The 12,179-nt window shown below is 36.9% G+C and carries 12 protein-coding genes; all 12 read left to right on the top strand.

The window, feature by feature from the left end; genetic code table 11:
• Positions 1–2,050, top strand: a 2,050-nt coding sequence (locus AC2SLT_RS12570) for a DUF2345 domain-containing protein (RefSeq protein WP_486547996.1), incomplete at its 5' end; no start/stop codon positions are given.
• Positions 2,043–4,394, top strand: a complete 2,352-nt coding sequence (locus tag AC2SLT_RS12565) for a LysM peptidoglycan-binding domain-containing protein (protein WP_486547995.1) — start codon at positions 2,043–2,045, stop codon at positions 4,392–4,394. The genes AC2SLT_RS12570 and AC2SLT_RS12565, both read left to right, overlap by 8 nt.
• A gap of 12 nt (positions 4,395–4,406) precedes the next feature.
• Positions 4,407–4,907, top strand: a complete 501-nt coding sequence (locus AC2SLT_RS12560) for a hypothetical protein (RefSeq protein ID WP_486547994.1) — start codon at positions 4,407–4,409, stop codon at positions 4,905–4,907.
• Positions 4,908–4,971: 64 nt separating this feature from the next.
• Positions 4,972–5,148 carry a hypothetical protein gene (locus AC2SLT_RS12555; RefSeq protein WP_486547993.1) on the top strand — a complete coding sequence of 59 codons (177 nt, stop codon included), beginning with the start codon at positions 4,972–4,974 and terminating at the stop codon, positions 5,146–5,148.
• Between the two features lie 146 nt (positions 5,149–5,294).
• On the top strand, positions 5,295–5,708 hold the full coding sequence (locus AC2SLT_RS12550) for a DUF5991 domain-containing protein (RefSeq protein WP_486547992.1): 414 nt from the start codon (positions 5,295–5,297) through the stop codon (positions 5,706–5,708).
• A 330-nt stretch (positions 5,709–6,038) separates the two neighbouring features.
• Positions 6,039–6,401 carry a hypothetical protein gene (locus AC2SLT_RS12545; protein ID WP_486547991.1) on the top strand — a complete coding sequence of 121 codons (363 nt, stop codon included), beginning with the start codon at positions 6,039–6,041 and terminating at the stop codon, positions 6,399–6,401.
• A gap of 204 nt (positions 6,402–6,605) precedes the next feature.
• Complete coding sequence (locus tag AC2SLT_RS12540) at positions 6,606–7,421, top strand: XAC2610-related protein (RefSeq protein WP_486547990.1); 816 nt, start codon at positions 6,606–6,608, stop codon at positions 7,419–7,421.
• Positions 7,422–7,513: 92 nt separating this feature from the next.
• Positions 7,514–8,851 carry a hypothetical protein gene (locus AC2SLT_RS12535; protein ID WP_486547989.1) on the top strand — a complete coding sequence of 446 codons (1,338 nt, stop codon included), beginning with the start codon at positions 7,514–7,516 and terminating at the stop codon, positions 8,849–8,851.
• A gap of 475 nt (positions 8,852–9,326) precedes the next feature.
• On the top strand, positions 9,327–10,310 hold the full coding sequence (locus AC2SLT_RS12530) for a hypothetical protein (RefSeq protein WP_486547988.1): 984 nt from the start codon (positions 9,327–9,329) through the stop codon (positions 10,308–10,310).
• 76 nt (positions 10,311–10,386) lie between these two features.
• A complete protein-coding gene (locus AC2SLT_RS12525) occupies positions 10,387–10,587 on the top strand; it encodes a hypothetical protein (RefSeq protein WP_486547987.1) in 201 nt (66 codons plus the stop codon).
• A 231-nt stretch (positions 10,588–10,818) separates the two neighbouring features.
• Positions 10,819–11,232: a hypothetical protein gene (locus AC2SLT_RS12520; RefSeq protein ID WP_486547986.1), complete on the top strand. Its 414-nt coding sequence runs from the start codon at positions 10,819–10,821 to the stop codon at positions 11,230–11,232.
• 418 nt (positions 11,233–11,650) lie between these two features.
• Positions 11,651–12,179: hypothetical protein (locus AC2SLT_RS12515; RefSeq protein ID WP_486547985.1), on the top strand; the 529-nt coding region annotated here is incomplete at its 3' end.

The following is a 12,179-nucleotide window of genomic DNA, read 5'->3' as shown; positions in this document are numbered from 1 at the left end:
TAACAACGCCCACCGTGAGTACTATCTTGCCGCAGGTGCGATGCGTGGACTGCATGTTGCAAACATAGTGGATATCACCCACTTGCCCACTATTCACGCCTTATCCTCTTACTGCCTTGCCTTAACCTTAATTGGCATAGAGCCTGCTAGTGACAGTGTCTCTTATCATAACCAACACTCAATACATACTTGGCTGATGCGTCAATCGGTATCCGCTGATCAATGTCAGCTTGCTGCTGACTCTGGCGTATGGGTAGAGGCTAAGCTGATTGCAGCTGACATCCCCTATACCCGCTATCCAAGCCCACTATCGTTTGTCTCACATACCTATAGCGGTCTTACCCAAGCACGTAGTGGCGACGCCAGTGCCCCAAGCTATGACTCACAAATTAGTGATGACGGACAACATAAAGTCATTACCACCCCTGTGTGGGCTGGTATCAGTGATCATGATGACAAACATACCCCGCCACTTCGATCTCTACAGCTGTCGACAGGGGCATCGCATGGTTGGCAGTTTGCCCCAAGGCTTGGACAAGCGGTGCTGCTGAGCCATTGGTATGGCGATATCGACAGTCCTGTGATTACCCGTAGCCTCTATGAAGGTATTGGCATGGGGGATGTGGATGAGCGGGATGTGACCTATCAAGATAGCGGCGCATCGCATCGTTATAATCTGATGCAAGGCGCCTCCCCTCGTTGGCATGGCGGGGCGTTGGGTCATTCTCAAATTAATGAGGATGATGCACACAGTGGATGGATATCAGGTATCAGTCAGTTTGGGCTGGATAGTGATTCTGAAACCAATCTGCTGTTTGATGATACGCCAAATAAGCTTGGGCTTCAGTGGTCAGTCAATACGCAGGACAAAGCCAATGCCAGTACCCCGACATCAAGTGATAAGGGTGTGTTCTCTCCAAGTGAGCATGTGATAGAGCTGGGTGTACTACGTCACCGCTTTGGTAATCATCAGTCTACGCTTCGTGGTGCTGGGTTTGAGGTGGCAAGTGATAAAGGTTTACAGCTGTCAGGCTCAGACGGTGTTTTATTATCGACGTTTGGGATACGCCATTCTCAAAGCCGTCATGAGTCGGCTTGGGTCAATGATGCCGGCGTCAGGCAGCTGGATATAGGCTATACGTTGTCTGATAGTTATAGTGAGGCAAAGCAAGGTCATTTGCAGTCGTCTCAAGATGTAGATGCGCAGATAAAAGCGTTTAAAGAGACGGCTCAAGTTATTGATGAGACGCTCGGTGTGGAGACGCTTGGTGCGCCTGATGTGATGCTGGTGAGCAAAGACAGTCTGCTGGCATCAGGCCAAAACACGCTGTTTACGGCTAAGAGTGTGGTGAGACAGTCTGGGTTAACTCAGTCAGATATGGTGGGCGGTGACTATCGGCTACTTGGCGATACGTTAACGTCTCTTGCAGGTGTGTCTGGTCAAGCATCTAAGTCAGGCTTTCATGTGAGTGCTAATACTAAGCCGCTGGCGATACAGGCGCAAGGCGGTGAGCTGCAGCTGCATTCTCAACAAGGGTTGATGATAGGCAGTGAGTCTGGTGAGGTGCATGTAGCCTCTCCGACTCGTATTAAGGTGCAAACTAGTGGCGGGGCGTCGTTAACGATTGATGAGAGCGGGGTTAAGTTTGTGTGCCCAGGCACGATTAAGATTCAGGCGGTTAAGAAGGGGCTGGTTGCTGGGGCTCGGGCGAATTATAGTGTTCCTATGATGCCTGATACGATTCCGTTGTTTAGTAATAAGCTGGATGTGTATGATTTGTTCTATCAGTATGATTTTAATGATATTGAGTTTAAGATTCTGAGACCTGATGGACAACTAATAGAAGGGGTGCTAGATCAACATGGTAGAACAGCGCCTGTAATCAGTGATAAAGAGGAAGAAGTCAAAGTTATGGTTGGTTTTAAAGATGCTGATTGGGGTTTTAAATTTATACCTGACGATGATGAAAATGACTTGATAGACTATGATGATGACAATTTTGCTGAGGATTTAAATCATAATGCTATAAAGGATAACAATAATGAATAAAAGCAAAAGTGTTGTCATCATACTCAAATTTATAGATCTGTATGGAAATATATTTCCTGATTTGTACCATATCGTTAAAGAGTCAAATAGAACAATTAGTGAAACTAAGTCAAATGGTTCAGGATTAGGAGTACCAATTAGCAGACCACCAGGCACAGTACTTATAGTGAGTGTTAAAAACCCAATAACTAATGAAATGCGTGTCGTAAGTCGATTTCCTGTGCCTTCTAGAAAAGGTATAGTAGAGATTATTGCACCGTTTTCAATTCAAACTATGAAACTTCGAAAACTAGCAGATACAAAAGGTAATATTTCTAGAAAAACTTATAAAGTGATGCCTGGTGACGATTTATATAGTATTGCCAAGAAGCATGATACAACTTGGCAAATACTATATAACCTTAATAAAGACAAAATTAGAAATGCCGATAAAATATTTCCGGGTCAATGGCTAAAAATTCCTCGTAAAAATAGTGGATTACGCAGCTTTACGAATGATAAACCTACAATATCTTCTTCACAAGAAACTTATACACTTAAGAAAAATGATACGCTTTGGGATATCTCGCAAGAAACCGGTATTCCTGTAAGCGAGCTTAAAAGAATAAATAATATAAGTGAACCTAAAAAGCTGCAAGCTGGTCAGACCATTAAGCTACGGGGTAAAAGCGCGCCAAACGTTGATAATTTAAAAAAACCGCCAATGGGTCGTTTACCCTCTTCTAACAGTAACCGGTCCCCTAAAGATAATGATAGTGGTTTACTAGATAAAGTGGGTGATGCGGTTTCAGACACATGGAAGAATGTTAAAGAAGGGTTTGAGGACTTTAATGAAGCTATTAGTGGTAAAAAAGAAGGTGAGTCTACTACTAATAATACTAACAACTCTACTAGTTCATCGAAAACGGTACATATTGTAAAAAGTGGGGATACGTTAATAGGTATTGCAAAAAAATATGGTGTCTCTGCTCATAATATAGCCCGTGCTAATGGTATTGATTATAATTCGACAATTTTAGTTGGGCAGAAATTAGTTATTCCTAGTGGTTCTGCTAGTGGTGGTAGTAATCACTCTACAAAGTCAAATACATCGAATTCGAGTACGCCGATAAATGTAAAAAGCACTGATGATTACGGTGCAGATAGGTATCCTAAGTCTATTTTAACAACCGATGGCGACTGTGTTTGTAAAACCTATGATTTGATTTGGGGAGCAAAAGTAAGCTGTGAGTTTAGAAAGAAAGTAATTGAAATATGTAAAGATCTTTGGCCTGACGATTATCTAAATATGGCTAATAATTTGATGGCTTTGATTCATTTAGAGACAGATGGCAGTTTTGATCCTTCCATTATCAACTCACGTGGCTATGTGGGTTTGGTTCAAATCGGTGCAGAGGCACGTGCGGACTTAGGTGTTACAAAAAATGAGTTGGCTAATATGTCAGCGATAGAGCAGTTAGACTACGTTAAAGAATACTTTAAACTATATAATAACAGACACAAAAAAATTGATAGTTTTGTTGAGATGTATCTAACGGTACTTTACCCAAACACTGTTAAACCTGCTGGTGTCGATTTAGATGACAATGATATTATTTTTAAGGATAATGGGCAGGAAGAAGAGAATCCTTATATATCTAATCCCATCTTCATGAAAGAAAAAGATGAGTCGAAAGTAAGAGAAACAACACAGCAGGGAGAAGAAATAAGGGGATTCAAAGACGGCAAAACTTATGCGTGGGAGGTTAAAAAAGAAATTAGACATCACTACATAGATGGTGAGAAAATTGAAAACAAAAAATTTATAGCTACTTGTTCGCAAACTGTACAACCGCCTACTACAAATATAACGAATGAGCTAGAATTAAACCCATTAGCATGTGGTGGAAATAAACAATATGAAAGAACGCTACGAAATATTGCTGCTTTACATCCAATATACCGTCCTTATGTAATAAAATTGATTAATAAAGGTTACGAAAAAACAGGTATAACATGGGTAATCACTGATGGTTATCGTAGCCCAGCAGCTCAAAATAATCTTTCTTCTAAAGTTACATCGGCGGGCGCTTTACAAAGTTATCATCAATATGGTCTTGCCATTGATGTTGTATCTGTAACCAACGGAGAAATTACGTATTTAAAAAATAATTCTTTGTCAATAACTAATAGTAAAAAGTTAGGTCCCATTGGTCAAGAACTTGGTCTTATTTGGGGAGGGACATGGAGCCGTCCTGACTACCCTCATTTCGAATTGCATCCAAATGGAAAAACATGGAAAGATCTAAAACCTCAGCTATTACGACTAGGAATTAAAAATTATAAAGAACTGTTGTTTGACTAATAGGATGAAGTTATGAAAACTCTTTTAAAACTGGTAGTTTTAGCTACTATTGTATTATCAAGCTTTGCTTGTATAAATACTAATAGTAATTATATAAACCTAACCAATAAGGTAGTCAATCAGTTTGTATCAGGCTCTAAAATCAGTATAGATAAAAAGCCTCTACAGATAATAGAAGATGAGTTTGAGGCTGATCCTAAGGGTGGACCTATACTTAGTCAAAAAATAAAAATATTTGAATTAGGTGACGGAGAATGTCTTTCGTTAGCCACTTTGTATAATGAATCAGGCTTTGGTGGCTATCAAAGCTTATTAATTTTTAAAAATGAAAAAATAACCACAAGCTTGCAAAGAGGTCTGCGTTTTTATGCCGAAAATGGAGCTATAAATGAAAATAACATTGAATATGATGATATTATTGACGATTCTAAAGCTACTCAGTCCTATTTAAAGGAGGATTTCGACAGATACAAACAACAGTTTAACTCCAAGGTACTGTCTACCTGCAAATAAAAGTGTTAGTGACTCTACTGGATTAACCTCAAAAGCCATATAATAAACTTAAAAGGAGTCATAGATGCTAACTTTTAAAGCATTATTTTCAGTGCCGTCATTTTTATTAATAATACTATTTACGAGTTGCACTTCTGATGCAGGTATGACATCGCAAGAAATTGATGTAGCTGAAAATAGTCAACTTGGTATTCAAGAAGCTAATAATCCTAAATCTAATAATCAAAAGCTTAAAACATAATCCCCAGTAACAGCAACCTAAGAGAATATAGATTCAAAGACTCTTACTGGTAGATCTCGATACTTTACTAAAGATGAGATCAAAGACATTAGTAAAGCTTTCAATAAAGAAATGTTCTTAAATCTATATGCCACTAGGGAGTTAGTATGAAGATTTTATTCTTAATGACTTTCATCATAGGAATCCTTTCTTGTTCAAATCATACGATATCTAAAAGTTCATATAATCAAGATTATTCTAACTCACCGTTCTATGGTAGTTATAAATATAACAATTATCAAACTGACGAAAATCTTGGAACTGGTGTAGGAGTATTTTACGATATCATGCTTTCTAAAGATTATTGCCATATAGATATAGTAGGCTATCAAGCAGATAAACATTTTGAATGTTATACAAAGACGATTAATGATACTAATATTGAGGTTTATGATTTAAAGAAAAATAAAAAATTTGGCACAATTAGAAAAATTAACGATGATAAATTTATGATAGATATGAGTTATTATTTAGAAGGTGATAATCAGTCTTTCTTGATGGATAAAGTTAAAATGAAATAGTCTCGAGGTTGACTGGCACCCGTTAGATGCCCTACTTAACACAGGAAATTGAAAACATCATTCTACATAGAACTGTTAATAGTTCGGTATTTCCACCCAAAAAACAATACCCTTTAACTTACAAACTAATGGCTATCAAATAGCGATTATATTCAAATATTTAATTTCCGCGCAATAGTTAACTTGTGATGCGGTTTAGCCACGATTGTAGCGGATATACTGTACGGCAACATAGGCTGCTTTGGTCAGGCTTGAGATGGCGCGCGAAGCAAGTGACATCGCAAGCCATTACCACTGCCCTATGCTGGCGGACAGATAGTAGCGAAAAGCGTGAACAGCTACAACAACAAAACATCATCCAAGCCATTCATTTACTACAGCTACGCCCAAGCCTCCGTACAATCAGGACAAGACACCATAAGCCAGCTTCACCCAATGCATAAACAACTGGGTAGTCAGCAAGTCATCGTGCGTAGTGATGGCTTAGAGGCGGATACCCTCTATGAAGGCATCGCTACCGATGACTCCCTGCTGACCACAGCAGACACAACCCTACTTATTGCCGCCCCCTCCCGTGTGGGCAGTAGTGATACTGCGACCAGACTAGCCAAACAGTGGGTTGCTGCTAACAACGCCCACCGTGAGTACTATCTTGCCGCAGGTGCGATGCGTGGACTGCATGTTTCAAACTAAACCAAGGAGTTAGTTATAAACTGATTAATCATAGCAAAGACCCTGAGTTTGAAGGTATTCTCAATTAAAATTGACAAACAGCTCAAGTGTTTGGATATAAGGCTGATAATGTTGAGTTTATATTAGATAGCTTTTAGATTAAAGAAGATGATAGTTTTGAGTTAATTGCTTTAGAAGACGAATATAATCACGATGAAGGCGACTGTGGATGTTAATCTTAGTGATTTAACTATAAAAGAAATGGGTATGGATAAATTTAAGAGGTACATAGATTTTAAGATAATAAAATTTATAAACAATATGTTTAAATTAGCTATATTATTTACGTTTGTTACGCTTAGCTATAAAGCTAGTGCACAATCAGATACAACATTTGAAAGATATGTTTTAAATAACTCTGGTGACGTAAAATTATTTGAAGTCCACGCTAAAACCTGTGCCATTAATACTTGGGATTATTGTTTCACGTCTGTAATCGTTTCAATAAAAGACAAGTTTACACCTAATGCCTATCAAGATATTGATGTCATTACAGCTATACCTTCTTTAGAAGAAATTTATACAAGACTATCTGCAGATACTCGTACTAAAGAATACTCTGCGTTCGAAAGGTATTCGTTTATACTTGGTGATTTTAACTTTGATGGTTATACGGATTTTGCACATATATCAGGTTTTCTAGGAACTTATGGTAGCCCTTCATATTCTTTTTACTTATATGATAAGAATGATAGAACGTATAAATCTAATTCAAACTTTTCTGAACTAACTATTGAAGGGAGGAATGTACCAGAATTTGATTACGTTAAAAAAGAAATAATATCTACTGAAAAAGCTGGAGCTGGAAATCTTTCAAGCTACTACCGTGTTAAATCTAATAAACCACAGCTATTCAAAATAATTGAACGTGATTACATTGTTAAAGCTGATAAAATATATTTAAAAACTACTATCAAAACATTGAATAATAAGAATGTATGGACAACCGCTATTAGTTACATTGAATATATAGAAGAATAATATTGGGTCTAAAATATGGCTACTAAGAAATTTAAGATTTCAAAATCAGAGTCTGTAAGAATTACTATAGAGCATAAATACGGAATAAATATATGAATAAATTTTTAATTAGCCTTGTAGTTGTTAATACATTCTTGATTGTATCATGTGCGTATACTGCTCTTAAAGACTATGAATCTTCATCAGGTTCACAGAATAATGATAAAGCTATAAATGTACTTTACAAACAAAATATCCAACCTCAATACGATCACATAAATCACATTATAGATTTAAACGATTCATTTAAGATTAGACTTCATGATTATAGGGCAAATTTAGAATACACTTACCAACATAAGTTAGTCGGTGATAAAGAGATTTATTTAGATTATATATACAGTGAAGATATTGAATCAGCAATACCTAAAATTTACTTATTTAGTGATAATAATCATGGATTCTTATTCTATCCATCTACCACTGAAGAGTACCCTACATTTTCTATAACACCTTACTCAAAAATCAAAATACAAGATGAGTACACCATTGAGATGAAATCACATAAATGTTTTGATTTCAATAAAATCGAAGTTAAGGGAAATAAGGTAACAAATATTTATAAACAAGACCTAAAATGTGATTTTGAAATTATAAAGAATAGTCTCAATAATGATTTTTCTACAGCGTTAATTGAAGAAGGTGTTAAAAAGTATAACTCGAAATCTTCAAATCCTTTAGATTCTGAAGTGTACAGTATCTCGCAGTTAGATAAATTATATAGAAACGACTTATATAAGATTTATACTTTTGATGTTAATGAAGATGGTATAGAAGACGCTTTAGTGACTAGAGTTAATAATAGTTCTAATATATACCAAGGGAATGAGTTATATATCTATCAAGGTGATAAGAATAACCAATACAAGCTTAGTTTAGAAACTTCAAACTTCACTAGTGACGGTGGTTATCATTTATACGACATTATTCCTCGAAATGATAGTGCTGGTCTAATCATTAGAACTTATTTTCCAGATAGGGGTAACTACTTTCAAGATTATTATATCGACTATTATGATAATCAGTGGTTATTAGATAAAGTAAGTTATCATGGCACTATTAATAACCAATCATTGCAGAGCTATCGCTGTGTCATAAACCAAAATATCAATCTAGCTAGTGATGATTATACTATTAAAGACGACTTAGTAGGGAGCAGCAACGAAGTCTTAAAACAAAAATGTCCAGCCCCACCTACAAAATACATAGTTAAGACAGAAAAAGCTGAAATACTCAATGAGAATTTCAACTCTTATACCCCTCCTAATTATTATATAAAAAATGATTTTATCAATGCGATAGAGCAAAATGAAGATTGGATAGAAGTAAGTTATAAAAATGACACGAAATTCGGCTGGATTGATAAGCGTGACTTAGAGCCTATTAATTAATATCAATATTTACCTATCCAGTATTTTTAAGTTTTTGACCATGGATCTAACTACAGGATTCTTTAAGTAAATACTAGCAATAGCTTATGAGCAGAACTGTTAAGACTTAATAGCGATCAATTAATAGCACAGTATGTAAACAATATGAAAGGTTCAGAAATCGATAAAACCAAAGCAATCAATAATTTTCTCCAAATACATTAAGAAGCGTGGCTATACCAATGATCAAACCCTAGTACTGGTATATTGCAATGCTGGTAATGGCATCTCTAAAACTATTGGTGAATACATATCTAAGCATCCCAACATCGGTACTGTTTATGCACCGACCTCTCTTACCCCTTGCTCAACTAGACCTGCTTCATTTAGTCAAGCAAAGTGGACTCAGGCTACAAAGGAAGCGGTTATAGAAAAATGACTACCAAGAAATTTTAGAATATTTAACTGTGCTTGTATTAAGTAGAGCAAATCAATTATGAATAGTTTTTTAATTATAATATTAATCAGTATTTCACTTTCGGCATTAGCAGCTTGTGATCGACAAACCGAGAATATTAGCGAAGTAACTTTGAAAGATTCAGACAATTATATAGACGGGCTACCAACAGATAGACGTCTTAGCTATAGTGAAGCAATGGGCTTAGCTGGAGGTAACTTTAATTATATCGATGGAGCGGGTTTAGAGGAGATTACCTATTTAAGACAGCGTGCCCAAGACCCAAACGAGATTAACGCGCAGTATGCTCTAGCAACCTATCAAACTTGGCATCATAAAGAACCTGCTATAGAAACCGAAGGCTATCAGACAATATTCAAATTAGCAAAGCTTGGACAACCGCATGCCTGTGCTGATGTTTATCAGTGGACCAGATATACAGATGACTTTTTTATTAAGGAGCTGAAGATTAATAAAAAAGAAGTCGTTCAGCTTAATGAGTCATGTCTAAAAATTGCATTAGAATATAACGCCAATTTAATAAAGCTTGATTACATAAAGCATTTTTTTACCGACCATATAAATGAGAAGAATTATGGCCAGCTCTTGCCAAAACGTATGGAAAACGCCGATAAATTAAGATTAGCGAGGACAAAAGAGTATCTCTTAATGTATCTATCATCATGGAAAAATAGCTTTGTGAACGAGATTCCTGATAATAATTTGGCTGATGCAGATATGATTAGTCAATATTTACAGATTTTAGCTTTTGACCCCTATTATTTTGACAAACAAGAAGCTTGTGCTTGGCTGCGTTATCACGACGAAGATATTGTACCTTATCTAAAAAAGCATCAGCTTCCAGATCTAGAGATACTATTAGAAGAGCTGGAATTAGCTCTACCCGTCCTCAGAGCAAAGCTTGAAAATACGGAGGTAGACCAACAGCGATGTCAAAAACGATATGTTGAAATACGTGACGTAAAACGAAATAATGATTTTTTTGAAAAAGAGTTTTATTAACGTTTGATAGATTTTAAACGGGTAATAAATGCGTTATAAGTTACTCCAACACGTCTTACTAATAGCAGTCATAACTATGTTAGTCTGGTCTGATCGTCCTGATGTTTCTAGCTCCGACAACGAGACATCAGATATAAAAGCTGGTAAAACTCCTACAGAGATTCTGCAAGAGCTCAACCTTCCAGTTGAACGACCTTTAAGCTACGAAGAAGCATTAAATCTAAGATCCAGTAACATTAGTCTTATGAATGAAGATTATGTGATAAAGCGAACTTGATCCTAAAAGTTTAATGGTTAAGAAAATCAAGAAGTTGATAGAGATGGCCCCATTGCAAGGGTAGGCAGATTAGTTGGATTAAAAGTATCTAGTAATATGATGCAACTTAAAATGTTCTTTAACGTTAATGACACTTCTGCACTAACTATGAAAGAGGCTAGCGGTATAATTATAAACGCAGAAGTGATTTAATACACCCGAATGTTTTCTCGATAAAGCGGATCGTTAATTATGAAAGAATTAAAGTTTATTTCAGTTTTTACATTGTTGCTTTTGGGATGCAACGATATAACTCCCTTAACTGAAAATATAAATAGAATACATCAGCCTAAAATAAATGTTCCAATTAATAAAGATACTTTTAATTCAGTTTGTTCTGCAAAAGAAATGTCAAAAATGCATATTCCGACAGATTTATATGCTTGGGGCTTTAGCCCTTTATTAACTGAAGCCACACGGCATTGTGAACAACTCAACTTAAAAAAACTATCAGATATGAATTGTCAATATAGCGAAGACTTGATGCAATATGCAGGTATCAATGTCTCAAGGGATAAAAGAGGATGGGACAAGTTTATATATGAAAATGAAACTATCTGTCAGAATGCGCTTGAGATATATAATGCACATGGAGAAGAAAGTTAATATTTCAAATCTAGCTATAAATTTCTTTATATTTTTTTAAAACTTAGGGAATACATCACTGGTTATGATAGTTAAAAATTAAAAAAACTTTATCCTTTAATAGTACAACCTAACGGCTATTGAACAGAGATATTATTCAAATATTTACTTTACGCACAGTGGTTAACGTGTGATGCTGTTTAGCCGCGATTGTAGCGGATATACTGTACGGCAACATAGGCTGCTGTGGTCAGGCTTGAGATGGCACGCGAAGCAAGTGACATCGCAAGCCATTACCACTGCCCTATGCTGGTGTATAGATAGTAGCGAAAAGCGTGAATAGCTACACAGTGATACATCAGCCAAACCATTCAGTTACTACAGCTACGCCCAAGCCTCCGTACAATCAGGACAAGACACCATAAGCCAGCTTCACCCAATGCATAAACAGCTGGGTAGTCAGCAAGTCATCGTGCGTAGTGATGGCTTAGAGACGGATACCCTCTATGAAGGTATCGCTACCGATGACTCCATTCTTACCACAGCAGACACAACCCTACTTATTGCTACCCCCTCCCGTGTGGGCAGTAGTGATACTGCGACGAGATTAGCCAAACAGTGGGTTGCTGCGAACAACGCCCACCGTGAGTACTATCTTGCCGCAGGTGCGATGCGTGGACTGCATGTTGCAAACGTAGTAGATATCACCCGCTTGCCCACTATTCACGCCTTATCCGCTTACTGTCTTGCCTCAACCTTAATTGGCATAGAGCCTGCAAGTGACAGTGTCTCTTATCATAACCACCAATCAATACATACTTGGCTGATGCGTCAATCGGTATCCGCTGATCAATGTCAGCTTGCTGCTGACTCTGGTGTATGGGTAGAAGCTAAGCTGATTGCATCTGACATCCCTTATACCCGCTACCCAAGCCCACTATCGTTTGCCTCACATATCTATAGCGGTC

Source organism: Psychrobacter sp. CX18 (assembly GCF_057396215.1).
The sequence above is the reverse complement of the archived record's forward strand: the minus strand, read 5'-3'. Positions and strand labels throughout refer to the sequence as shown.

Coding starts and splice junctions, on each gene's coding strand:
- AC2SLT_RS12565 (WP_486547995.1), top strand. CDS start 2,043: ATGAATAAAAGCAAAAGTGTTGTCATCATACTCAAATTTATAGATCTG.
- AC2SLT_RS12520 (WP_486547986.1), top strand. CDS start 10,819: ATGAAAGAATTAAAGTTTATTTCAGTTTTTACATTGTTGCTTTTGGGA.
- AC2SLT_RS12530 (WP_486547988.1), top strand. CDS start 9,327: ATGAATAGTTTTTTAATTATAATATTAATCAGTATTTCACTTTCGGCA.
- AC2SLT_RS12550 (WP_486547992.1), top strand. CDS start 5,295: ATGAAGATTTTATTCTTAATGACTTTCATCATAGGAATCCTTTCTTGT.
- AC2SLT_RS12535 (WP_486547989.1), top strand. CDS start 7,514: ATGAATAAATTTTTAATTAGCCTTGTAGTTGTTAATACATTCTTGATT.
- AC2SLT_RS12555 (WP_486547993.1), top strand. CDS start 4,972: ATGCTAACTTTTAAAGCATTATTTTCAGTGCCGTCATTTTTATTAATA.
- AC2SLT_RS12525 (WP_486547987.1), top strand. CDS start 10,387: ATGTTAGTCTGGTCTGATCGTCCTGATGTTTCTAGCTCCGACAACGAG.
- AC2SLT_RS12560 (WP_486547994.1), top strand. CDS start 4,407: ATGAAAACTCTTTTAAAACTGGTAGTTTTAGCTACTATTGTATTATCA.